Annotated in this window: 21 protein-coding genes; 16 read left to right on the plus strand and 5 right to left on the minus strand. The window is 71.4% G+C overall.

Features of this window, described 5'->3' with window-relative positions:
- Positions 1–18: 18 nt before the first annotated feature.
- Positions 19–633, minus strand: coding sequence for an HAD hydrolase-like protein (locus tag ACFYWJ_RS19450; protein WP_355280321.1), 615 nt, complete (start codon positions 631–633; stop codon positions 19–21).
- A 471-nt stretch (positions 634–1104) separates the two neighbouring features.
- On the opposite strand from ACFYWJ_RS19450, the gene rox reads away from it, so the two are divergent.
- A complete protein-coding gene (rox, locus tag ACFYWJ_RS19455; protein ID WP_355280323.1) occupies positions 1105–2529 on the plus strand; it encodes a rifampin monooxygenase in 1425 nt (474 codons plus the stop codon).
- A gap of 10 nt (positions 2530–2539) precedes the next feature.
- Here the strand turns inward: rox and ACFYWJ_RS19460 are convergent, their stop codons facing one another.
- Entirely contained in the window at positions 2540–3694 is a 1155-nt protein-coding gene (locus tag ACFYWJ_RS19460) for an LLM class flavin-dependent oxidoreductase (protein ID WP_355280324.1), read from the minus strand.
- Positions 3695–3907: 213 nt separating this feature from the next.
- Here ACFYWJ_RS19460 and ACFYWJ_RS19465 point away from each other — a divergent pair, with 213 nt between their 5' ends.
- The 9 genes from ACFYWJ_RS19465 (at position 3908) to ACFYWJ_RS19505 (ending at position 15267) form a co-directional block, all read left to right on the plus strand.
- A complete protein-coding gene (locus tag ACFYWJ_RS19465; protein ID WP_355280326.1) occupies positions 3908–5407 on the plus strand; it encodes an NAD(P)/FAD-dependent oxidoreductase in 1500 nt (499 codons plus the stop codon).
- A gap of 185 nt (positions 5408–5592) precedes the next feature.
- Positions 5593–6864 carry a hypothetical protein gene (locus ACFYWJ_RS19470; protein WP_355280327.1) on the plus strand — a complete coding sequence of 424 codons (1272 nt, stop codon included), beginning with the start codon at positions 5593–5595 and terminating at the stop codon, positions 6862–6864.
- A complete protein-coding gene (locus ACFYWJ_RS19475) occupies positions 6861–7835 on the plus strand; it encodes a glutamate ABC transporter substrate-binding protein (RefSeq protein ID WP_355280329.1) in 975 nt (324 codons plus the stop codon). Before ACFYWJ_RS19470 ends, ACFYWJ_RS19475 begins: the two co-directional genes overlap by 4 nt.
- A complete protein-coding gene (locus ACFYWJ_RS19480) occupies positions 7832–9004 on the plus strand; it encodes a hypothetical protein (protein WP_355280331.1) in 1173 nt (390 codons plus the stop codon). The genes ACFYWJ_RS19475 and ACFYWJ_RS19480 overlap by 4 nt, the downstream gene beginning before the upstream one ends.
- A complete protein-coding gene (locus ACFYWJ_RS19485) occupies positions 9001–11409 on the plus strand; it encodes a tetratricopeptide repeat protein (RefSeq protein ID WP_355280333.1) in 2409 nt (802 codons plus the stop codon). Before ACFYWJ_RS19480 ends, ACFYWJ_RS19485 begins: the two co-directional genes overlap by 4 nt.
- The gene (locus ACFYWJ_RS19490; protein ID WP_355280334.1) at positions 11406–12422 is read left to right on the plus strand and encodes a phosphatase; all 1017 of its coding nucleotides are present in this window, start codon (positions 11406–11408) and stop codon (positions 12420–12422) included. The genes ACFYWJ_RS19485 and ACFYWJ_RS19490 overlap by 4 nt, the downstream gene beginning before the upstream one ends.
- Positions 12419–13708 (plus strand): VWA domain-containing protein, encoded by a 1290-nt coding sequence (locus tag ACFYWJ_RS19495; RefSeq protein ID WP_355280336.1) that lies wholly within the window; start codon positions 12419–12421, stop codon positions 13706–13708. The genes ACFYWJ_RS19490 and ACFYWJ_RS19495 overlap by 4 nt, the downstream gene beginning before the upstream one ends.
- Before the next feature lies 1 nt (position 13709).
- Positions 13710–14378: an FHA domain-containing protein gene (locus ACFYWJ_RS19500; protein ID WP_355280337.1), complete on the plus strand. Its 669-nt coding sequence runs from the start codon at positions 13710–13712 to the stop codon at positions 14376–14378.
- Positions 14379–14412: 34 nt separating this feature from the next.
- Positions 14413–15267: an SDR family oxidoreductase gene (locus ACFYWJ_RS19505; protein WP_355280338.1), complete on the plus strand. Its 855-nt coding sequence runs from the start codon at positions 14413–14415 to the stop codon at positions 15265–15267.
- Between the two features lie 43 nt (positions 15268–15310).
- On the opposite strand, the gene ACFYWJ_RS19510 is transcribed toward ACFYWJ_RS19505, so the two are convergent.
- Positions 15311–15796: a carboxymuconolactone decarboxylase family protein gene (locus ACFYWJ_RS19510; protein WP_355280340.1), complete on the minus strand. Its 486-nt coding sequence runs from the start codon at positions 15794–15796 to the stop codon at positions 15311–15313.
- A 132-nt stretch (positions 15797–15928) separates the two neighbouring features.
- On the opposite strand from ACFYWJ_RS19510, the gene ACFYWJ_RS19515 reads away from it, so the two are divergent.
- Entirely contained in the window at positions 15929–16837 is a 909-nt protein-coding gene (locus ACFYWJ_RS19515) for an RNA polymerase sigma-70 factor (RefSeq protein ID WP_355280439.1), read from the plus strand.
- 6 nt (positions 16838–16843) lie between these two features.
- On the opposite strand, the gene ACFYWJ_RS19520 is transcribed toward ACFYWJ_RS19515, so the two are convergent.
- A complete protein-coding gene (locus ACFYWJ_RS19520) occupies positions 16844–17791 on the minus strand; it encodes a threonine/serine dehydratase (RefSeq protein ID WP_355280341.1) in 948 nt (315 codons plus the stop codon).
- A gap of 291 nt (positions 17792–18082) precedes the next feature.
- Between ACFYWJ_RS19520 and ACFYWJ_RS19525 the strand changes: the two genes are divergently transcribed.
- The 5 genes from ACFYWJ_RS19525 (at position 18083) to thpD (ending at position 21992) form a co-directional block, all read left to right on the plus strand.
- Complete coding sequence (locus ACFYWJ_RS19525; RefSeq protein ID WP_355280342.1) at positions 18083–18793, plus strand: response regulator transcription factor; 711 nt, start codon at positions 18083–18085, stop codon at positions 18791–18793.
- 71 nt (positions 18794–18864) lie between these two features.
- Complete coding sequence (ectA, locus tag ACFYWJ_RS19530) at positions 18865–19416, plus strand: diaminobutyrate acetyltransferase (protein ID WP_355280344.1); 552 nt, start codon at positions 18865–18867, stop codon at positions 19414–19416.
- On the plus strand, positions 19413–20684 hold the full coding sequence (gene ectB / locus ACFYWJ_RS19535; protein WP_355280346.1) for a diaminobutyrate--2-oxoglutarate transaminase: 1272 nt from the start codon (positions 19413–19415) through the stop codon (positions 20682–20684). Before ectA ends, ectB begins: the two co-directional genes overlap by 4 nt.
- A complete protein-coding gene (locus tag ACFYWJ_RS19540) occupies positions 20681–21082 on the plus strand; it encodes an ectoine synthase (RefSeq protein WP_355280348.1) in 402 nt (133 codons plus the stop codon). The genes ectB and ACFYWJ_RS19540 overlap by 4 nt, the downstream gene beginning before the upstream one ends.
- Positions 21069–21992, plus strand: coding sequence for an ectoine hydroxylase (gene thpD, locus ACFYWJ_RS19545; RefSeq protein WP_355280350.1), 924 nt, complete (start codon positions 21069–21071; stop codon positions 21990–21992). The genes ACFYWJ_RS19540 and thpD overlap by 14 nt, the downstream gene beginning before the upstream one ends.
- Here the strand turns inward: thpD and ACFYWJ_RS19550 are convergent.
- Positions 21989–24064 carry a hypothetical protein gene (locus ACFYWJ_RS19550; protein ID WP_355280352.1) on the minus strand — a complete coding sequence of 692 codons (2076 nt, stop codon included), beginning with the start codon at positions 24062–24064 and terminating at the stop codon, positions 21989–21991. The two genes, thpD and ACFYWJ_RS19550, sit on opposite strands and share 4 nt — an antisense overlap.
- Positions 24065–24309 lie beyond the last annotated feature (245 nt).

Here is a 24309-nt window from a genome sequence, read left to right on the forward strand (position 1 = left end):
GCAGGCGGTTCCGGTGGCCTAGCCCCGACCGGCCGCGAAACCGGCCAGCCAGCCGGGGAATTGGGTGAGGTCGTCGAGGACGACGTCGGCGCCGGCGGCCCGCAAGCCGTCGGCGTCGTACGGGCCGGTCGTCACGCCGACGGCCACGACGTCGGCCGCCTTCGCGCCGCGCATGTCACCGGCGTGGTCGCCGACGAAGACCGCCGCGGACTCGGCGCGCAGGACCTCGGCCTTGGCTGTGGACCAGAGATCGCCGGCGAGGCGGTCGACCTCCCAGCCGAGGTGGTCCAGGTGCAGCCGCGCGTTCGGCTCGTACTTGCCGGTGACGACCAGCGTCCGGCCGCCACCGGCGCGCACGGCGTCGAGCGCGGCCGTCGCGCCGGGCAGGGCGGGGATGTGCGGGACGACATCGGGGTAGAGCGCGCGGAACCGGGTGACCAGATGGGGGATCAGATCGTCGGGCGCGCCCGCGTCGGCGAGCAGGGTGGCCAGCGGCGGTCCGAGGTGGTCGGCGAAGTGGCTGCCCACCATCGGCAGGTCGAATTCCCGCGCCAGGGTGTCGATCGCGACGGCGACGCCGGGACGCGAATCGATGAGGGTCATGTCCAGATCGAAACCGACGGTGAGGGTCACGAGCCGAGCGTATCGGGATCCAGTCGAATCCCGCGCTGACGGGCTGATTCACGTGGAACGCCGCGTGCACTCACTGCCGAAAACGTTTGGGGGAGTGCGATTGTGCGATGCACTGCGTGTATCGCCGCAGGCAGTGCACGAAGTATGGCGGTTTCGTGGTGGACGAGAGTCGGCGCGGTCCCGGGCATATTCGGCGGTGTCGGCAGGAGGAATCAGCGGTCACCAGCAGTGGCCGCAAAGATGCATCGACTGCCATCGTGACGGCGCAACCGTGCCGTGGCCGAGGGTGGCTGGGGGCGATGCGCACGGCTCCGGGGAGACATCCGGGGTGCGGACAAACCAATGGCAAGGAGGGAAAACCACCCCTTGCCACACTCAATTTATAACCCACCCCGGGGCTTGCGGCAAGACCCCGGTCCTCCTGCACAATCGCCTGCCGAAGTCATGACCAGCGAAAACAAGGGGGCATTGATGATCGACGTGATCGTCGCGGGCGGCGGACCGACCGGGGTGATGCTGGCGGGCGAGCTACGGCTGCACGGCGTCCGGACGCTGGTGCTGGACCGGGATCCGGCGCCGACCCCGGTGGTGCGTGCGATGGGCTTGCACGCTCGCAGTCTCGAGATTCTGGGGCAGCGCGGCCTGCTGGACCGATTCCTCGCCGTGGGGACGACGCACCCGCTCGGCGGCTTCTTCGCCGGGATCGGGAAACCCCAGCCCACCGGCCTCGACACCACCCATCCGTACGTGCTCGGCATCCCGCAGCCGGTCACCGAGCGACTGCTGACCGAGCACGCGCTGGCCCTCGGTGCGGAGCTCCGGCGCGGTGCCGAGGTGGTCGGGCTGACGCAGGACGAGGACGGCGTCGATGTCGAGCTGGCCGACGGCACGCGGCTGCGCTCGCGCTACCTCGTCGGCTGCGACGGGGGCCGCAGCACGGTGCGCAAGCTGCTCGGCGTCGCCTTTCCCGGTGAACCCAGCCGGGTCGACACCCTCCTCGGCGAGCTGCGGCTGACCGCGTCCACGGAGACGCTGGCCGCGGTGAACGCCGAGGTGCGCAAGACACAGCTGCGCTTCGGTGCCATGCCGCTCGGTGCCGGCGTGTACCGCGTCGTCGTGCCCGCGGCCGGTGTCGCCGCGGACCGGACCGTTCCGCCGTCGTTCGAGGAGCTGCGACAGCAGCTGGTGGCCACCGCGGGCACCGACCTCGGCGCACACGCGCCGCGCTGGCTGTCGCGCTTCGGTGACGCCACCCGGCTGGCCGAGAGCTATCGCGTCGGCCGGGTCCTGCTGGCGGGCGACGCCGCGCACATCCATCCGCCGCTGGGTGGTCAGGGCCTGAATCTGGGTCTGCAGGACGCGGTCGACCTGGGCTGGAAACTGGCCGCGGCGGTCGCGGGCTGGGCGCCGACCGGCCTGCTGGACAGTTACGAGGCCGAACGTCGTCCGGTGGCCGCCGACGTCCTGGACAACACCCGTGCGCAGATGGCGCTGGTCTCGCTCGACCCCGGCGCGCAGGCTGTGCGCAGGCTGCTGGCGGAGCTGATGGAGTTCGAGGAGGTGAACCGGTACCTGATCGAGAAGATCGTCGCGATCGGGATCCGCTACGACGTCGGCGACGGGCACGAGCTCCTCGGCAAGCGGCTGCGCGACATCGCGCTGACGGACGGGCGCCTCTACGACCGCATGCACGCCGGGCGCGGGGTGCTGCTCGATCAGACCGGTCGGCTGTCGGTGGCGGGCTGGGCCGACCGGGTCGACCATGTGGTGGAGGTCAGCGCGGAACTCGACGTCCCCGCGGTGCTGCTGCGCCCCGACGGCCACGTCGCCTGGGCGGGGGTGGACCAGCACGACCTGCTGGTCCACCTGCCCCGCTGGTTCGGCGCGGCGCGCTGACCGTGCCGTCTCAGCTGCTGGCCGCCGCAGTGAACGGTGCCACCACCGGCACCGCGGCGGGCCGCGACGGATGCCGCCAGACGCCCTTGCGCTCCAGGATCGGCAGCACACCCTCGCCGAACCAGTACGCCTCCTCCAGGTGCGGATACCCGGACAGGATGAAGTGGTCGATCCCGAGCGCGGCGTACTCGAGCAGCCGCTCGGCCACCTCCGCGTGCGACCCGACCAGGGCCGTGCCCGCGCCGCCGCGGACCAGCCCGACCCCGGCCCACAGGTTGGGGGCGATCTCCAGGCCGTCGGTGCGCCCGTTGTGCAGCTGCGCCATCAGGCGCTGGCCCTCGGACTCGCTCTTGGCCAGGCTCGCCTGCACCCGCTCGATCTCACCCGGCGCGATGCCCGCCAGCAGCCGGTCGGCCTCGGCCCACGCCTCGGCGGCGGTGTCGCGGCTGATCACGTGGATGCGCAGACCGAAGTCGACGGTGCGGCCCTCGATCGCGGCCAGCCCACGGATCCAGTCCAGCTTCTTCGCCACCGCGTCCAGCGGCTCACCCCAGGTCAGGTAGGTGTCGGCATAGCGCGCCGCGATCGGGCCCGCCGGGCCGGAGGAGCCGCCGAAGAAGACCGGCGGAATCGGGTCGGGCCGAGCGCTGAGCAGCGCGTCGCGCACCCGCAGGTGCTCACCGGTGAAGCTGATCGGCTCGGTCGATTCCCACAGCTCGCGCACGATGTGCAGGAACTCGCCGGTGCGGGCGTAGCGCTGGGCCTTGTCCAGGAAGTCGCCGTAGGCCTGCTGTTCGCGCGGCTCGCCACCGGTGACGACATTGAGCAGCAGCCTGCCGCCCGAGTGGCGCTGGAAGGTCGCCGACATCTGCGCCGCCAGCGTGGGGCTGATCAGGCCGGGGCGCAACGCCACCAGGAACTTCAGCGTCTCGCTGGTCTGCACCAGCATGGCGGTGGTGAGCCAGGCGTCCTCGCACCAGGCGCCGGTGGGGGTCAGCACGCCCTCGAAACCGTTGTCCTCGGCCGCCGCGGTGAGCTGGTTGAGGTAGCGCAGGGTGGCCGGGCGATCACCGGACATGAAGCTGCCGTGTCCGCCGGCGACCAGCCCGCGCGAATCGCCGTATGTGGGCAGGAACCAGTGGAACGACAGTCCGCGCTCGGTCATGTCCGCCTTTTCGTCGTAGGGAGGGGAATCCGTCCTCGACTCTGACCGGCGAAGGCGACGGCGTCACGGATTCGGATCACCGTGCGCGCAACACCCGACACGCCATGACGTGGCCCGACCGAACTAGACGTAACCATGCGAAACACGTAACCTCGGCGGAGGCTCGGGCGACGGTGCCCGGGCGGCGACGACCCTACGAAACGAGTTTCCTCAATGACGCGGCATGTCGACGTACTGATCATCGGCGCGGGCCTGTCCGGAATCGGCACGGCTTGTCACCTCACCCGCGAGCAGACCGGACGCAGCTACGCGATCCTGGAGCGCCGCGAGAACATCGGCGGCACCTGGGACCTGTTCAAGTACCCCGGCATCCGCTCCGACTCGGACATGCTGACCTTCGGTTTCGGTTTCCGCCCGTGGATCGGCACGAAGGTGCTCGCCGACGGCGCCAGCATCCGCCAGTACGTCGAGGACACCGCGAAGGAATACGGCGTCACCGACCACATCACCTTCGGCCGCAAGGTCGTCACCGCCGACTTCGACCGCGCCGCCGCGCTGTGGACCGTCACCGCCCTGATCGAGGCCACCGGCGAGACCGAGACCTGGACCGCCAACTTCCTCGTCGGCGCCAGCGGCTACTACAACTACGACGAGGGCTACCAGCCCACCTTCCCCGGCCAGGACGACTTCCAGGGCCGGATCGTGCACCCGCAGCACTGGCCCGAGGACCTGGACTACACCGGCAAGAAGGTCGTCGTCATCGGTTCCGGCGCCACCGCGATCACGCTGATCCCGTCGATGGCCGACAAGGCCGCGCACGTCACCATGCTGCAGCGCTCGCCCACCTGGATCCAGGCGCTGCCCTCGGACGACCCGGTCGCCATCGGCCTCAAGAAGTCGCGGGTGCCCGACCAGATCGCCTACAAGATCGGCCGCGCCCGCAACATCGCCCTGCAGCGGGCCAGCTTCCAGCTCTCCCGCACCAACCCCGAGCTGGCCAAGAAGCTGATGCTGGCCCAGGTGCGCCTGCAGGTCGGCAAGAACGTGGACCTGCGCCACTTCACCCCGAGCTACAACCCGTGGGACCAGCGCCTGTGCGTGGTGCCCAACGGCGACCTGTTCAAGGTGCTCAAGAGCGGCAAGGCCGACATCGTCACCGACCGCATCGCCACGTTCACCGAGAAGGGCATCCGGACCGAGTCGGGCCAGGAGCTCGAGGCCGACATCATCGTCACCGCCACCGGCCTGAACGTGCAGATGCTCGGCGGCATCACGATGTCCATCGACAGCGTGCCGGTGAAGTTCAACGAGACGGTCGCCTACAAGAGCGTGCTGTACTCCGACATCCCGAACTTCCTGATGATCATCGGCTACACCAACGCGTCCTGGACGCTCAAGGCCGACCTCGCCGCCGCCTACCTGTGCCGCGTGCTGAACATCATGCGCGACCGCGGCTACACCACCTACGAGGTGCACGCCAACCCCGAGGACATCGCCGACGAGTCGCTGATGGGTGGCGCCCTGACCTCGGGCTACATCCAGCGCGGCAACGACGCGATGCCGCGACAGGGCGCCCGCGGTGCCTGGAAGCTGGTCAACAACTACTACCGCGACCGCACGCTGATGCACAAGGCGCCGATCGAGGACGGTGTCCTGCGGTTCAGCAAGACCGGAACGACCGTCGCGCCGGGCGAGCAGGCCGTCGGCGCCTGAGTTCCGGCACCACCCGAACCCGAACGGGGTCCGTCACTTCACGGTGACGGACCCCGTTCTTTCGTCACGGTGATCGATGCCCGATCCGCTCGCGCGCAGCGGGTTTCGGTCGCCCGGGCGAACTTCCAGCGCCTCCCGTACTATCGCGATCGAAGACACCGCCCGGGGAGACGAAGGAGGACGGTGTGGGATCTCGCCTACCGGCGACCATCCGAGACGCGGGGATGTGGGTGCGGCGTTTCGCCGCGACGACACCGGGTGTGATCGGCGCGGTCCTCGTGGTGACCACGGTGGCCTGCCTGATCGCCGGATCGACAGTGGGACAGCAGCTCGACGCCAAGATCGGCCGCACCGAGCAGGTGCTCGACCGCACCGAGCCGCTGGCCTTCGCGGCGCAGAGCCTCTACGTCTCGCTCTCGGCCGCCGACGCCGGTGCGGCGACGGCGTTCCTGTCCGGCGGCGTCGAATCTCCCCAGGTGCGCGACACCTACGAGCAGGCGCTCGCCGAAGCCGCTGCCGCACTGGCGGAAGCGACCTCGGGCGCCACCGATGCCCAGACCAGGGCGATCGTGGCCCGCATCGCCGCCGACCTGCCGACCTACACCGGCCTGGTGGAGACCGCGCGGGCCAACAACCGCCAGGGCTTCCCGGTCGGCTCGGCGTATCTGCGGCAGGCCTCCGACCTCATGCAGACCTCGTTGCTGCCCAACGCCGAACAGCTCAACCAGGCCCGCTTCGCCGCGGTCCGCGAGGACCAGCACCGCATCGGCGCGCTGCCGCTGACCTCGATCGTGCTCCTGCTGCTTGTCCTCGTCGCCTGTGGCGCCGGGTCGGTGCTGTTGCTGCGCCGCACCAACCGGTTGGTGAACCCCGGGGTGGCCCTGGCCGCCGCGGCCGCGCTGCTGGCGCTGGTGTGGTCGGCCGGTGCCACCCTGACCGCCGCGCAACTGCTCGAGACCGGCGACTCCGGGGCGGGCGCGCGGGTGGAGAACCTGGCGAGCGCGCGCATCCTCGCCCAGCAGGCCCGTACCGACGAGACACTCGCCCTGATCACCCGGGGCGACATCACCGCGCCGGAGAACGCCTTCCACACCCACACCCGCGACCTCGAACAGCGGCTCACCGCGGCCGGTGCGGGCGACTCGGAAGCGGCTCGGGCACTGACCAATTGGAACGCGGGCCACAACGCCCAGCGCACCGCCTACGAGAAGGCCGACTACGCGGGCGCCGTCACCCAGGCCATCGGCACCGGTCCCGACAGCTCGGCCACCAGCTTCGCCCGGCTCGACCGCGAACTGCGCGACGCGCTGGCCCAGGCCCGCACCGATCTGCGCGACGGCGTCGACGCCGCGGGAACCACCTTCACGCTCAGCCCGTTCGGCACGCTGCTCCTGCTGCTGGCCGCGGCGGGCGCGGTGGTCACCGGCCTGTGGCCCCGATTGAAGGAGTTCCTGTGAGCACCCGGCGTCCCCTTCTGGCCGTGGTCCTGGCCGCGGTGGCCGTCCTGGTCGCCGGCTGCGGCGACGCCCCGGCGCCGTCGACCATCCCGGCCACCGCCGTCGCCCCGCCGATCCCCGGCGCGGAGGCCATCACCGCGGCCCCCGCCGCGGAGGGCACCGGATCCTGTGACACCGAGGCGACTTTGGCGCCGACGGCGCAACCGCGTCCCGGCGCGATGCCGGCCGGTTCGTCGATGGCCGCGATCGTCGCCAACGGCAGGCTGCGCGTCGGCGTCGACCAGAACACCTACATGTTCGGCTTCCGCAACCCGTCCACCGGACGGCTGGAGGGCTTCGACATCGATCTGGCCAGGGAGATCGCGCGCGATCTGTTCGGTGACCCGGACAAGATCGAACTGCGCTCCGTCGCCGCGGCCGACCGGATCCCGCTGCTGCAGGAGAAGAAGGTCGACATGATCGTGCGCACCTTCTCCGCCACCTGTGAACGGCGCCGCGACGTCGACTTCTCCAGCGTGTACTACCGTGCGGCGCAACGCATCGCGGCACCGAAGGGCTCGGGCATCACCACCGCGTCCGGGCTCGCGGGCAAGCGGGTGTGCGTCACCAAGGGCACCACCGCGGCCGCGCCGCTGTTCGCGCTGCCAACGCCGCCCGCCGTGCTCGGGGTGACCAACTGGACCGACTGCCTGGTCGCCCTGCAGCAGGGCACCGTCGACGCGATCAGCGGCGACGAGCCGATCCTGGCCGGACTGGTCGCCCAGGACCGCAACCTGGAACTGGTCGGCGACGAGATCGGCACCGGCGCCTACGCGGTCGGCGTGCCCAAGGGCAGCGGCGATCTGGTCCGGTTCGTCAACGGCGTGCTCGACCGGGCCCGCGCCGACGGCACCTGGCAGCGGATCTACCAGCAGCATCTGGGGGTGCTCGGGCCGTCGCCGGGCCCGCCGGTGCCCCGGTACGTCGGATGACCTGGCCGCTGCTCGGTCTCGCCGAGATCGATCGGGAACTGGCCACGCGCACCGCGGAATTGGCCCAGGTGACCACGACCCTGCTGGAACTGGACCGGCATCCCGGCCTGACCCTGGTGCGCCGGTATCCGCCGACGGGGGAGACCGCGCGCCGCTGGGCGCCGGTGGAGGAGGCGCTCGGCCGGCTCTGGGAGGACCTGGGCCGGGTGCGCGCGATCCTGTCCGAGGCCGAGACGGTCCGTGGCGGTCGCGGCCGGATCGACGACCGCGCCCGCGGCCGCCTTACCGAACTGCTGCGCGGCCGTCCGCACGAGGTCGCCCGGATCCCGATCCCGTTGGCGCAGCGCGGACTCACCGGTCCCGCCGAGACCCTCGTGACGGTCGGCATCGCCGATTCCCTGGACCGGATGCGCGCCGCCTTCGCGTTCGTCGCGCCCTTCGCCGAGGAGGTGGCGGCGGTCGACCGGCAGGTGCTCGGCGCGCTCGCCCCGCTCCAGCAGCGGGTCGAGCAGGCGCACGGCGCGCTCGACGCCGCCGCCGAACCGCTGGCGAAGATGCTGAGCCGCGCGGGCACCGACCCACTGGGGTTCCGGCAGGGCGAGATCACCGCCGCGCTCGCCTCGCTGACCGCGCTGATCGAGACCGAATCCGCCCGGCACGCCGAGTATCTCGCGGTCGCCGCCGACCTGCCCGGTGCTGTCGCGCACCTGCGGGCCCGGCTCGCCGATCTCGACGCGCTGCAACGCGCGGCCGACGAGACCGCCGCCGACGCCGCGCGCAAGGTCGCGACCGGCGAGCTCCCCGGCGGCGGGGAACCGGCCGCGCGACTGCTCGCCGCGCTCGACGGCCTCGGCGCGCCGCCGACCAGACCGACGGTCGAGCATCTGCTCGCGCTGCGGGCGCGCACCACCGAGGCCGTCGACACCGCGACGCGGCGACAGGAATTGGCGCGCGGACTGCTGGACCGGCGCGCCGAACTACGCGGCCGGTTGACGGCCTACCGGGCCAAGGCGTCCCGGCTCGGGGTGAGCGAGGACCGCGACGTCCTCGCCGCCGATCGCATCGCCGCCGGCCTGCTCGGCCGTACGCCCTGCGATCTGGCCGCGGTCACCCGGGCGGTCGCCGACTATCGTTCGATCATCGGGGAGAAAGCGGGGCGGACAGCATGACATGTAGTGAACCGGGGTGCGGCGGCGCCGTCGAGGACGGCTATTGCGTCCTCTGCGGCACCGCCCCGGTGGCGAGCGCGCCGCCGCCGAGCGCGGTGTCGCCGTCCGCTGCGGGCCGGTCCTCGCGGACCACGGCCCAGCCGCGCAACGGCGCGACGCCCCCGCCCGTCACCCCGGGCGCGTGCGCCGAACCCGACTGCGGCGGAACGATCGTCGACGGGTATTGCGACACCTGCGGTACCGCGCCCACCGCGACCCCCGTGTACAGCCCGTCCGCGCCGACGGTGAGCGCCAGTGGCCGCACCTCGAGCCGCTCGGTGCGCACCCACCGGTCCGGGTCGGCCCGCTCGGCCGCGCGCGGCAGGCTCGGCGCCGGGCTGGTCGAGGTGCCGCCGATTCCGCGCGTCGACCCGGCCACCGCGGTGCTCGCCGACCCGCAGGTCCCCGAATCCGACCGGTACTGCGGCACCTGTGACAAGCCCGTCGGCCGCAGCCACGACGGTGTGGCAGGCCGGACCGCCGGGTTCTGCCCGCACTGCGGCACCCGCTACTCCTTCGTGCCCCGCCTGCGCGCCGGCGACCTCGTCGGCGGTCAGTACGAGGTGGCGGGCGCGCTCGCGCACGGCGGGCTGGGCTGGATCTATCTGGCCGTCGACCATCGCGTCAACCGGCGCTGGGTGGTGCTCAAGGGCCTGATCGACACCGGCGACCCGGACGCGCTCGCGGCGGCCGTGGCCGAGCGGCGCTTCCTGGCCGAGGTCGACCACCCGAACATCGTCAAGATCCACAACTTCACCGAACATGCCGACGCCGACGGTGATCCGGTCGGCTACATCGTGATGGCCTATGTCGGTGGCACCTCGCTCAAGCAGATCCTGCGCGCCTACCGCGCCGAGCACGACCGCTACCTGCCGCCCGCGCAGGCCATCGCCTACGTGCTGGAGATGCTGCCCGCGCTGGGCTACCTGCACGCGCGTGGCTGGGCCTACTGCGATTTCAAGCCGGACAACGTGATGCAGACCGAGGAACGGCTCGAGCTGATCGACCTCGGCGCCGTCATCTCGATGGACGACCGCACGAGCCCGATCTACGGCACCATCGGCTACCAGGCGCCCGAGATCGCCGAGACCGGTCCCACCGTGGCCACCGAGGTCTACACCGCGGGCCGCACGCTGGCCGTGCTGATGATGCGGATCGCCTCCGTCGACGGCAAACTCGGCCCGCTGCCCGCTCCCGAGGCCGAGCCCCTGCTCGCCCGCCACGACTCCCTGCACCGATTCCTGCTGCGCGCCACCGACGATGACCCGCTGGCCCGCTTCGGATCGATGGCGGAGATGGCCGATCAGCTCACCGGCGTCCTGCGGGAGGTACTGGCCACCGGCGACGGGGTCCCGCGGCCCGGCATGTCGAGTTCGTTCGGTCCCGCCCGCGCGGTGTTCGGCATCGACAGCGCCACCCCGGAGCCTGCCGCGCTGATCGCCGGCCTGCCCGCGCCGCTGGTCGATCCCGCCGACAGCGGCGCCGCCCTGCTGGCCACCACCGACGCGGCCACCCCCGCCGAACTCGAGGCCGCGCTGACGGCCGGGCTGCGCGCGGTGGTCACCGGATCGGGTGAGTCGGTGGAGATTCCGCTGCGCCTGGTCCGCGCCGAACTCGAGGCAGGCGACGCCGAGGCCGCGCTGACCCGCCTGGCCGCGCTGGACATCGACCTGGAATACGACTGGCGCCGGGTCTGGTACCGCGCCCAGGCGGCGCTGCTGACCGGCGAGTACGCCACGGCCGCCGCCGACTTCGAGGCCGTCTACGCCGCACTGCCCGGCGAGCCCGCGCCGAAACTGGCACTGGCGGCGGCGCTGGAACTCGGCGCGGCCCAGACCGAAGCTGTTGCGGCACAGCATGATCGCGCGCTGGCGCTCTACGAGCTGGTGTGGCGCACCGACCACACCTATCTGTCCGGCGCCTTCGGCGCGGCCCGGCTGCGGCGCGCGAGCGCGGACCGGACGGGCGCCGTCGCGGTGCTCGACCAGGTTGACCGCAGCTCGTCGATGTTCACCGAGGCCAGGGTCTCCGCCGTCGAGACCCTGCTGGCCGACCGCGCGCCCGCCGAGCTGGACGAGGCGCTGCTGCGGGAGGCGGGCGAGCGGGTCGAACGACTCAGCCTGGACTCGCGGACGCGGACCGCGCGGGTGCGCATGCGGGTCCTGGAGGCGGCGCTGAACTGGATCCGGTCGGGACAGCGGCCGAGGGCGCCAGGCAAGCTGTTGGACGTGGAATTCACCGAGCAGGGAGTGCGGACGGGGTTGGAACGATGCTTGCGGACATTGGCTCGGGAAGCCGACGACATGTGGACCCGGTTCGTGCTGGTGGATCAGGCCAACGCGGTGCGGCCGAGGACCACGCTGTGAGCGCGCCGGGGTGTCCGGACTGCGCGGGGTCGGCCAGGGCGGGGCACCGCTTCTGCGAGGGGTGCGGGCGGGAACTCGGCGTGCGCAAGGTCGCGCTCCCGGTGCACGATCCGGCCGCGGTGCCGCAGTGCTCGACCTGCGGTGAGCGCCGCTACGAGGGCGGCTTCTGCGTGCAGTGCGGCAGCCCGAAGCCGGTGCCCGACCGGTTCGAGGACGATCTGGGCGCGGTGTATCTGCTCACCGACCGCGGAATCAGCCACGCGCGCAACGAGGACGCCGTCGCCGCGGCCGTCCGCGACGGCGACGGCACCCGGGTGATCGTCGTCAGCGACGGCGTCTCCACCTCGCAGGACCCGCAGGCCGCCTCCGGCACCGCGGCCCGCTCCGGCGTCGACGCCGCGCTGGCCGCCCTCGCCGACGGCCGGTCCGCCCGCGACAGCGTGATGGCGGGCCTGGCGACCGCGACCGCGGCGGTGCGCGGGATGTCGCGCAGCAGCGAGTACGCGCCCTCGTGCACCTACGTGTCGGCGATCGTGCGCACGACCGCCGAGGGCACCGAGATCACCGTCGCCAATGTCGGTGACAGCCGGGCGTTCTGGCTGGCCGCTGGCGACCCGACCGCCTCGCGCAGGCTCAGTGTCGACGACTCCTGGGCCCAGGCCCTCGTCGACGCGGGCGCCCTCGACGAGGACGCCGCCATGCACGATCCCCGCGCGCACACGCTGCTGCGCTGGCTCGGTGCCGACGGCGGCGAGGCGCCCTGGTCGGCGCACTGCCTGCAGAGCATGGTCGTCACCGAACCGGGCACCCTGCTGCTGTGCAGCGACGGCCTGTGGAACTACCTACCGGATGCCGTCGCCCTGGCCGGATTCACCGTCGAGACCTCACCGCAGGCGGCGGCCCGCGCGCTGGCCGACTTCGCGCTGAACAGTGGCGGCAGCGACAACATCACGGTCGCGCTGGCCCCGGTGCCCGCGCCCGCTGCCGTACCGCACGATCCAGGAGTGTCATGAGCTCAGCCGAGACCACAGGTATCTCGATCGCCGTCGACCAGAACGAGTTCCTCGCCGAGGGCACGCGGGTGGTCGACGCGGTGCTCACGGTGGCCACCGGCCCCGAACTGGCCGCCGTCGCCACCCCGCCGCCCCGGCTGGAGATCCTGATCATCGACTGTTCGGGGTCGATGGGTAACAAGCGCAAGTTCGAGAACGCGCGCACCGCCACCAGGACCGCGCTCGACGAGATCCCCGACGGCACCGCGTTCGCCATCATCGAGGGCACCGAGGCCGCCCGGCTGATCTACCCGACCGGCACCATGTCGGCGCCGGCGGATCGCACCCATCGCAGCGCCGCCCGGCGCGCACTGGACAAGCTGCGGCCCGACGGCGGCACCGCCATGGGTTCCTGGCTCGCGCTGGCCCGCCAGGTCGCCGCCGCGCATCCCGGCGCGCAGGCGCACGCCATCCTGCTCACCGACGGCAAGAACGAGCACGAGACGCCGGAGCAGCTGGCCACCGAACTCGACCGCGCCGAAGGCCTTTTCGTCTGCGACTGCCGCGGTGTCGGCGACGACTGGATGGCCGCCGATCTGCACAAGATCTCCTCGAAACTGTCCGGCGACGCCGACATGGTGGCCGATCCGAAGGACCTGTCCGCCGACTTCGCGAAGATGATGCGGTCCTCGGTGGCGCGGGTCATCCCGGAGCTCACCCTGCGGGTGTGGACCCCGGCGGGCGCGCGGGTGCGGATGGTCAAACAGGTCGCGCCGGTGCTCGAGGACCTCACTCCCCGCCGCACCGACACCGGCCCGCAGGTGGGGGAGTACCCGCTCTCGTCCTGGGCCGCCGAAGAGCGCGAGTACCACGTGCAGATCGAGCTGGAACCGGCCGCGCCCGGCCGCGAGAAGCTGGCCGCGCGGCTGAGTGTGCTGGCCGGTGACGAGGTGCTCGGCCAGGGGCTGGTGCGCGCGGTGTGGACCACCGACACCACCCTGTCCACCCGGATCAGCACGCGTGTCGCCCATTACACCGGGCAGGTCGAACTGGCCCAGGCCGTCCAGGAGGGCCTGGCCGCCCGCCGCAACGGCGACCTCACCACGGCGACCGCGAAACTGCGGCGCGCGGTGGAACTGGCCGCCGCCTCCGGGCACGAGTCCACCGCCAAGCTGCTGCGCGGCGTGGTGGAGGTCGACGACCGCGACGGCACCGTCAAGCTGCGCGGCCAGGTCGCCGCCGCCGACGAACTCGCGCTCGACATCCGCTCGACCAAGACCGCGCGGGTCCGTCCGGAGGGTGCCTGACATGCCGATCTGCGCGGACGGGCACCAGTCGCGCTCGCTGGACTACTGCGACGTGTGCGGTTCGGCGCTGGCGGGTGCCGGCGCGCCGGATCCGGCCGACCTGCGCCTGTGCCCGTCCTGCGCGACGCCGACCAGCGGCCGGTTCTGCGAGGTCTGCGGCTACGACTCGGCCCTGCCCCCGGCGCCGCGTCCGGAGCCCGATCCGCGCCGCGCCGAACCGACCCTCGTCCGCGCGGACGGGCCGCGCGGGGACCGGGTCGCGCCGGCCTGGGAGGCCCGTGTGTTCGCCGACCGCGAGTTCTACACCAGGGTCCAGGCCGACAAGGGGCCCGATGCCGAGCGCGTCGCCTTCCCCGACTTCTATCCGGAGCGGCGGATCCCGTTGCACGGGAGCCAGTTCCTGATCGGCAAACGCTCGGACTCGCAGGGCATCGTGCCCGAGATCGACCTCGGCATCGCCCCGGCCGACATCGGGGTGTCCCGCGCGCACGCGCTGATCCGGGTGGACCCGGCGGGCGGTCTCACCGTGACCGACCTCGGCTCCACCAACGGGACCAGCCTGGACGGCGCCGCGCAGCCGATCCGGCCCCAGGTCGCCGTCGAACTGCGCGCGGGCAGCCGGATCCACGTCGGCGGGTGGACCACCATAGAGATCGCCACGCGACCATAGACGAATCCGTTCACCGAACCGTAGGGTCGGGGCCATGACGAAGTTCGACGGGAAGACCTGCCTGATCACCGGTGCCGCCAGCGGGCTCGGCCGCGCCACCGCGTTCGCGGCCGCCGCCAAAGGCGCTGCCCTCGTGCTCACCGACATCAGCGCCGACGCGCTCGCCGACACCGCGGCCGAGCTGCGCGCCACCGGTGCCACCGTGCATCTCGCGCACGCCGCCGACGTCAGCGACCATGCCGCCGTCGTCGGCCTGGCCGCGCACACCTTCGAGGCGGTCAGCCGGGTCGACATCGTCATGAACGTCGCGGGCATCGCCACCTGGGGCACCGTCGACAAGCTCACCCACCAGCAGTGGCGGCGTACCGTCGACATCAATCTGATGGGGCCGATCCACATCATCGAGGAGTTCGTGCCGCCGATGATCGCGGCGGGCCGCGGCGGCCACATCGTCAACGTCTCCTCGGCGGCCGGGCTGTTCGGTCTGCCCTGGCACGCGCCCTACAGCGCCACCAAGTTCGGCCTGCGCGGGGTGTCGGAGGTGCTGCGGTTCGACCTGCGCAGGCACAAGATCGGCGTCAGCCTGGTGCTGCCGGGCGCGATGGCCACCCCGATGGTGGACAGCGTCGACATCGCCGGTGTCGATCGCGACAACGCGGCACTGCAGAAGGCGATGCGCTTGTTCCTGCGCCACGCGGTGACTCCCGAGCAGGCCGCGACCGCCGTGGTGAAGGGCGTGGAGCGTAACCGCTACTGGGTCTACACCTCGCGCGACATCCAGCTCGCGCACTGGGGCCAGCGCTATGTGCCCTACGGCTACACCCTGGCCATGCGCGGTCTCAACTCGGCCATGTCCGGCTACGCCGCCAAGAACGCCCTGGTCCGCTGACCGGACGGGCCCCGGATCGCCGGATCCAGGGCCCGATTCGGGGTCAGGACGCGACGATGTCGTACGCGCCGGGCACGTACGATCCGCCCTGCTGACGCACGATCACGCCGAGCCGGTTGGCCGCGTTGATCTGGGCCACCAGCGCGACCAGCGCCGCGATCTGATCGTCGTCGTAGTGCTCACGCACTCGCGCCCAGGTCTCGTCGGTGACCCCGCGCGCAGCGTCGGCGATCCGGGTGCCCTCCTCGGCCAGCGCGAGTGCGGCACGCTCGGCCTCGGTGAACACCGCCGCCTCGTGCCAGGCCGCGACCAGGTTGATCCGCGTCGCGGGTTCTCCCGCGTGTGCCAGGTCTTTGGTGTGCACGTCGGTGCACCATCCGCACCCGTTGATCTGGCTGACGCGCAGCATCACCAGATCCTGGGTGGTCTTGGGCAGTGTCGACTGCAGGATGACCAGGCTGGCGTTGCCGAACCGCTTGGCGAATTTCGCGCCGATCTCGTTGTCCACCAGGGTGAAACGGGGTTCCATGAGTTCGTCCTCACATCGTGGGTCTTGCGAACGACCATGGAGATGCCGCGGGCCCGCCCGGTGTGACAGCCCTGGCGCCGTGACGTGGACCACACCCTGCTGCTGTCACAGAATGCCCGGCGTCGGCATCTGATGGGCGTGTATGCCACCTCGCCGAGCACACCGGGCCCCGCCACCGAGGCCTTCGTCGCCCACCGCAATCTGCTCTTCACCGTCGCCTACGAGATGCTCGGCTCGGCCGCCGACGCCGAGGACGTCCTGCAGGAGACCTGGCTGCGCTGGGTCGGTGTCGATCTCGGCGTGGTGCTCGACCACCGCGCCTACCTGGTACGGATCACCACCAGGGAGGCGCTGATGCGGTTGCGGACCCTCGGCCGCCGACGGGAGTCCTATGTCGGTCCGTGGCTGCCCGAGCCGCTGCTCACCACGCCCGATGTCGCCGCCGATGTCGAACTGGCCGAGAGCGTCTCGATGGCGATGCTGCTCGTGCTCGAGACCCTGACACCGACCGAGCGCGCCGTGTTCGTGCTGCGCGAGGTCTTCGACCTGCCCTACGACGAGATCGCCGAAGCCGTGGACAAGACGCCCGCCGCGGTCCGCCAGATCGCGCACCGGGACCGCGCTCACGTCGCCGCGCGCCGCCCGCGCGGGATCGTCTCGCCCGCGCAGTCCCGGGACGCGATCGACGCGTTCCAGCGGGCGGTGGAAACCGGCGACCTGCAGTCCCTGCTCGACATCCTCGCCCCCGATGTCGTGTTCCTCGGTGACGGCGGCGGCGTCGTGCAGGCCGCGCTCGCGCCCGTCGTCGGCGCCGACCGCGTCGCGGCGCTGCTGGCGGGCAGCATGCCCCGGATCGGTGCCACGATGACCGTCACCCCGGTGCCGGTCAACGGCCACCCCGCGCTGATCCTGCGCCTCGACGGCACGATCGACACGGTCATCGCCGTCCGGGTCGACGACGGGCTGGTGACCGGCCTCTACGCGATGCGCAACCCCGACAAGCTCGCCCGGATCGGACAGCCGACCGCCCTGCGCCGCTGACCGCGCTCAGCGCACCAGATCGCTGGGATCGGTATTGGCCCCGCACAGGATCACGCAGACCCGCTCGCCGGGCTCGGGCTGATACGCCGCGCCCGCACCGCCGTCGAGCAGTGCGGCCAACGCGGTCGCCGCACCCCATTCGACCGCGATCCGGTGCTCGTCCCAGAGCTGCCTGCGGGCCCGCCGGATCAGATCGTCGTCGACCAGGACCGAGCGCACGCTGTCATGCTGCGCTGCGGCCAGCGCCATGGCCGAGACATTCGGCGCGCCCAGGGAATCGGCGGCCACCGAATCGACGGTGACGTCCACCGGCCTGCCCGCCGCGAGCGCCGCGTGGAGCGAACGGCTGCCCACCGGCTCGACCGCGACCGTGCGGATCCCGACATGCTGTGCGGCGACGGCGGTTCCGGTGAACAGCCCGCCGCCGCCGACGGCGACGAGCACGGTGTCCAGATCGGGGACACGCGCATGGATCTCGCGCATCAGCGTGCCGGCGCCCGCCGCGATGAGCGGATGGTCGTAGGCGTGCGAGGACAGCGCCCCGCTGGTCGCGGCGAATTCCTGGCACGCGGCGAGGGCCTGCTTGTACTCCGGACCGATCAGGCGGACCTCGGCGCCGTAGTCACGCAATCGACGGATCTTCACCGGGGGAGCGGTGTCGGGCAGGAACACCGTCGCCGGCACCCCGGCCTCGCGCGCGGCCCACGCGCACGCGAGTCCCGCGTTGCCGCCCGAGGCGATTGTCACACCGGCCGCGGGCAGCGTCCCCGCCGCCGAGTGCGCGCGCACGAAGTTCTGCGCGCCACGCGCCTTGAAAGTGCCCGTGAACTGCAGGAACTCCAGCGCGAAGGTCAGCGGTGCCGGGCCGGGAGCGGCCGGTGCGACAGTGATCGGGCGGACCAGCCCGTCGATCCTGGCGGCGGCGGCCTCGATGTCGTCATAGGTCGGTGTCACGCCTCGACTATGCCACCGGACCAGCGCTCCCGACGGCCGTCCGGATCGCCCGCTGACCGGGCGAATTGTTACGGCGGGTTTACGCGACCCCGGGTCTGGGTACATAACGGATCGGTAACGAGCTCGAAGACGGGATGTCGTGTCGGTCTGGGGACGCGAACTCCCCGCAGTGATCCGGCGCACGCCCGGCGTGTCAGCAAAGGATGTGCACATGAGCGAGCGAAGCGAACGGTGGACGAACGCGGCCACCGGCGTGGTCATGGTCGGATCTCGCGAGAGCGAGGTACGGGCATGAGCGCGAACCTGATGATCGTGGACGACGACGTCCAGATGCGCGGCGATCTGCGCCGCGCGATGGAAGACGAGGGATACGCCGTCGCCGAGGCGGGTGTCCCCGAGGACGCGCTCGACCAGCTCCGCAGCGACGGACCGCCCGACCTGATGATCGTCGACCTCATGCGTGGGGAGACCGACGGCTTCGACTGCATCAGGGAGATCCGCCGCGACCACGACGTGCCGATCATCGTGATCAGCACCCGCTACGACACCCACGATGTCGTGGCGGCCCTCGAGGCGGGCGCCGACGATTTCGTCAGCAAGCCGTTCGAGATCAAGGAGATCACCGCGCGGATGCGCGCGCTGCGCCGGCGCGCGCGGATCACCGCCGATCGTGACGTCACGCCCGAAGCGGTGCTCGACGCCGACCCGGTCGCGCCGCTGGTGCTGGCCACCGACGCGGGCGCGGTCCGCCGCGGCGACACCGAGATCCACCTCACGGTCACCGAGTTCCGCTTGCTCTGTGAGCTCGCCGAGACTCCCGGCCGGGTGCTCAGTCGCGCCGTCCTGCTCGAAAGAGTTTGGGACCAGGGCTTTTTCGGTGACGAGCGGATCGTCGACGTCCACGTGCGCCGGTTGCGCACCAAGATCGAACGCGATCCGTCCGACCCGCGCATCGTGGTCACGGTGCGCGGTCTGGGCTATCGGCTCGATCCGCAAGCGTAGTAAAAGACTCGTCATACAACTGCAAAGAGCTCGACACAGAGACCGCAAAGTCGGTTCGACACTGTAGATGTATGCCTTCGTCCACCGTGTCCATCGAATCCGCTTCCGCCCCTGCGGTTCTCGGTTCCGAACCGATACTGCGCCCACCCCGGCTGGGTGACGGAGCCCAGCTGTGGCGGATCGCCCGCGACTCGCAGGTACTCGACGTCAACTCCAGCTACGCCTACCTGCTGTGGTGTCGCGATTTCGCCGCCACCTCGCTGGTCGCCGACAGCGACGGCCGCGCGGTGGGATTCGTCATCGGGTACGTCCGCCCCGAAGCGCCGGACACCGTGTTCGTCTGGCAGATCGCCGTCGACGCCGAATTCCGTGGCCGCGGCCTGGCCGGCCGCATCCTGCACACGCTGCTGGATGCGGTGGCCCCCGCGGGCATCACCACGCTGGAAACCACGATCTCACCCGGCAACACCGCCTCCCAGGCGCTGTTCGCCGCGGTGGCCCGCGAGCGCGGTGCGGGTTTGCGCACCGTCTCGCTGTTCGAAACGCACGATTTCCCCGATTCACACGAGGCCGAGCTGCTGTATGTCATCGCACCCGCTCAGCGCCAGGAGGAACGACGATGATCACGACCACCGACTCCAGCATCTTCGAGGCCATGGAATCGAATGTGCGGGGCTACTGCCGTGACTGGCCGACGGTCTTCACCACCGCCGAGGGCGCCTGGCTGCGCGACGAGCAGGGTCGGGAATACCTCGACTTCTTCGCCGGCGCCGGTGCGCTGAACTACGGCCACAACAACCCCGTGCTCAAACGCGCGCTGCTCGACTACATCGCGGGCAACGGCATCACCCACGGCCTCGACATGTCGACCGTCGCCAAACGCGAACTGCTGGAGACCATCCGGGACACCGTGCTGTCCCCGCGTGGCCTCGACTACAAGGTGCAGTTCCCCGGCCCGACCGGCGCCAACGCCGTCGAGGCCGCGCTGAAGCTGGCCCGCAAGGTGACCGGCCGCAAGACGGTGCTCAGCTTCACCAACGCCTTCCACGGCATGACCCTGGGCGCGCTGTCGGTCACCGGCAACGCCGCCAAGCGGGCCGGTGCCGGCGTGCCGCTCGAGCACGCCACCCCGATGCCCTACGACGGGTATTTCGACAACACCATCGAGGACTTCGGCTGGATGCAGCGCGTCCTCGACGACAGCTCGTCCGGTTTCGACCGCCCCGCCGCGGTGATCGTGGAGACCGTGCAGGGCGAGGGTGGCGTCAACCTGGCCCGCGCGGAATGGCTGCGGCACCTGGCCGGCCTGTGCGCCGCGCGCGACATCCTGCTCATCGTCGACGACGTCCAGATGGGGTGCGGCCGGACCGGTCCGTTCTTCTCCTTCGAGATCGCCGGCATCACGCCCGACATCGTCACGCTGTCCAAGTCGATCGGTGGCTACGGCCTGCCGATGGCGCTGGTGCTGCTCAAGCCCGAGCACGACCAGTGGGCGCCGGGCGAGCACAACGGCACCTTCCGCGGCAACAACCCCGCCTTCGTGACCGCGACGGCCGCGCTGCGCGAGTACTGGAGCGACGACACCCTGGCCCAGCGCACCGCCGCCAACGGCGAGTACGTCGGGCGCACCCTGGCCGCGGTCGCCGACCGCTACGACGGGGTCTCGACGCGGGGCCGCGGCATGGTCCACGGCATCGTCTTCGACGATCCGTCGCAGGCGGGCAAGGTCTGCCGGACCGCTTTCGAGGACGGGCTGCTGGTGGAGACCTCCGGGTCGATGGACGAGGTGGTGAAACTGTTGCCGCCGTTGACACTCGGCAGCGACGAACTCGCCCGTGGCCTGTCGGTCCTGTCGGCCTCGATCGACGCCGTGTGCGGAGGTGCCGCATGATCGTGCGCACCACCGCCGAGATCACCGGTACCGAACGCGACGTGGCGGGTCCCGGCTGGCGCAGCAAGCGCATCGTGCTGGCCGGGGACCGCGTCGGCTTCTCCTTCCACGAGACCACCATCGACGCGGGCACCATCCACGAGTTCCACTACCAGAACCACGTGGAGGCGGTCTGGCTGGTCGAGGGCGAGGGCAGTCTGCTCGACCTCGACAACGGGACCGTCCACCAGCTCGGCCCCGGCTCGATGTACCTGCTCGACGGCAACGAACGTCATCAGGTGCACGCGCGCACCCGGCTGCGCATGCTGTGTGTGTTCAACCCGCCCGTCACCGGCCGCGAAATACACGATGAGAACGGGGTGTATCCGCTCATCGTCGAGGAGGATGCCCGTGTCTGATCGGCTCGACCGCTACCCGACCCGGCTGATCGAGCCGGCCCCGCACATCGAACGCACCGATCCGACGGTGTGGGGCCGGGTCACCTCGCCCGAGCTGGCCGGCTTCGACGCCAACGGGTACGCGGTCATCCCCGACCTGCTCAGCCCCGACGAGGTCGCCGCGTTCGGCGCGGAGATCGGCCACCTCGCCGCCGATCCCGTGCTCTACGGTGACGACCGGGTGGTGGTGGAACCGGTGGCCGGACAGGTGCGTTCGGTGTTCCAGGTGCACCGGCTCAGCAAGCCGATCGCGGAGCTGCTGGCCGAATCGCGGATCGTCGGGCTGGCCGAGCAGATCCTCGGATCGGCGGTGTACCTGCACCAGACCCGGGTCAACTACATGCCCGGGTTCGGTGGCAGCGGGTTCGCCTGGCACTCCGATTTCGAGACCTGGCACGCCGAGGACGGGATGCCGGCCCCACGAGCGGTGAGCCTGTCGATCGCGCTGACCGACAACTATCCGTTCAACGGCAGCCTGATGCTGATGCCCGGCTCGCACCGCACCTTCGTGCCGTGCCTGGGGGAGACGCCCGAGGGGCACTACCGGGAATCGTTGCGGGAGCAGCGGTTCGGGGTGCCGACCAACGACGACATCACCTTCCTCGCCGCCCGCTACGGCATCACGCAGTTCACCGGGCGGGCCGGGTCGGCCCTGCTGTTCGACTCGAACCTGATGCACGGTTCGTCGAACAACATCACGCCGTACCCGCGGTCGAACATCTTCCTGGTGTTCAACAGCGTGGACAACGCGCTGGCGGAACCGTTCGCGGCGCCGCGGCGCAGACCCGCGCACATCGCGTCCCGTGAGGTCGCTCCGGTGCGCGAGGTCGGCCCGCGCGCGGTGTCGGCGCTGGCGGATCAGACGCGCTAGCGCGGCAGTTCGGTAAGGGAGGCCGCGGCCCGCGGATCGTCGTGGGCCGCGGCCTTCCACCAGTGCTCGGCACCGGCGCGATCACCATCGCGCAGCAACAGCACCCCCAGGTCGTAGGCCGCGGCACTGTGCCCCGCCTCGGCGGCCTGCGTCAACAGCGTGCGCGCCGAATCATGTTCGCCCCGTTCGTTCATCGCGGTCCCCAGATCGTAGAGCGCCCGCCCGATACTCTGTCCCCCCGAAGCCTGCGGTGCGCGCAGGGTCGGCGGTGCGATCGTAGGGGCCGTCTCGACGCGCGGGTCCGGCGTGATCGCCGGGGGCGGGGGAGCCGGATGCCCCGCCCTGAGGTCGCGCGGTGCGGGGTGCTCGGGCGCCAGGTCTGCCGGGGCGCTGGTTGCCTGTCGCCCGGCGCTGGTCGGTGGCATGAGTTCCGGTGCGGTGGTTGCCTGTTGCTCCGCGATGGTGGGTGGCATGAATGCTGGTGCGGCGGTTGCCTGTTGTGCCGCGGTTGTCGGCGGCAGGTCTGTAGGTGGGCTGGATGCTTGTCGCCCCGAGATGGTCGGTGGCATGAATGCTGGTCCGGCGGTTGCCTGTTGTGCCGCGATCGTGGGTGGCATGAGCGCCGGTGCAGTGGCTGCCTGTTGTGCCGCGATGCTGGGTGGCATGAGTGTCGGTGCGGCGGTTGCTTGCTGTGCCGCGGTGGTCGGCGGCAGGTCTGGGGGTGGGCTGGTTGCTTGTCGCCCGGCGATCGTGGGTGCCATGAGTTCCGGTGCGGTGGCTGCCTGGTGCCCCGCGATGGTCGACGGCGGCGGGACTGCCGGTGCCAGGGAAAGTCCGTCCTCGACGGCAGGTGTCGGATCCACAGGATGCGGAGTCGGCTGTCGCGTAGGCAGGGTCGGTTGCCCGGAGGCCGCCGCCGGATAGCCGGTTGTCGGCCGCGCGGCAGCCGTCGGAAATTCGGCAGCTGGTGTCGGGTCCCCGATCCGGAAACTGTCCGTCCCCGAGTAGCTGTCCGCCGGCACTGCGGCCGCAGGGAGATACTCGGCTACTGATCGTGCGGCCGTTGCTTCGGAACTGGCCGTCGACAGGCCACCACGTACCGGCATCGCGGCCATCGAGGGAGGTTTGGTGGCCCACCCCTCGGCCGTTGCGCGAGCATCGGCCACCGGAAGGGCACCGGGCATCGGCATCATGGCTGCCGAAGGAGATTCGGTAGCCGGTCCTGCGGCCATCCCCCGGGGATCGGCCGCCCACAGTGCACCGGCCGTCGCAGCCCCTGGCGGAGATTCGGCTGCCGATCTCGCGGATGCCCCGAAGCCGGCGGCCTGCGACGCGGCCGCAGAGGACGGCTCGGCTGCCGATCGTGCGGCCGGAGCCGGGGAATGAGCCGTCGGCAGGCCGCCGACGATCGGTATCGCAGCCGCCGAAATGGCTTCCGCCGGGTGGTCGGCCGTCCGCATCGCGGCCGGTCCCGGAAGGTGCGGGGTGGGCGCGACATCCGGCGGAGCGTCGGCCGCCGAGAACACGTGCTCCGCTGGGGGACCGGCCGCCAGCATCGCGGCCGTGATCGCCGGCGTGGGCGGCATGGTGACCGGTGCGAACGGAGTGTGCGCGCTGGCCGCCCGGATCGACGGCGCCGCGGACGACGAGGGTGGTGCCACGAACGGCGCGGGGTCGGGCGCCGGGAAGGTGGTCAGCTCGACGACGAGTTCGTTGAAATCCGGTGTGCCGGGACCGGTACTGCACCACAGCGTCGACGAGCCGCCCGGATACAGGTCGATGACCATGCCGTAATTGCCGGTCCAGGACTGCTGGGTCCCCGAGCCGACCGCCCAGACCGGTGTGAGGGTGAACAGCGGTTCGGGCCCCTCCGCGGTGACCGTGATGTCGACCCCGTCGGCGAGCGCGTCGTACCAGATGTCGACGCCCTGCAACGATTTCCCGTTCAGGTGCACATACCCGCCCTGCACGGTCAGCCCGAGGCCGAGTCCGGACACCTCGGGCGGCGGCAGCACCGACACCGCGCGCAACCGCACCGCCGTCGTCCCGGCCGGCAACGCCTCGGCGTACATCGGATACACCTCGGCGCCGCACCAGTCGATCGGGTCGGCGCTGGTGTAGCGCTGTTCGAGCGGGATCGGGTCGCCGAAAGGTTGCGCGCCGGGATGATTCATCGGTGCAGCCCACCCTTTCCGCGTTCGACCCCCACGCGGCGCCTGACGCTGGCCGCGGTTGCGCGCTACACCGTACTCGCCCCTACGCGATACCGCGACCCTTTCCGCGCAACGCCCTGGCGAACCCGCTGACCTGCGCCCGA

Source organism: Nocardia sp. NPDC003269 (assembly GCF_042888005.1).
Lineage (GTDB): Bacteria > Actinomycetota > Actinomycetes > Mycobacteriales > Mycobacteriaceae > Nocardia.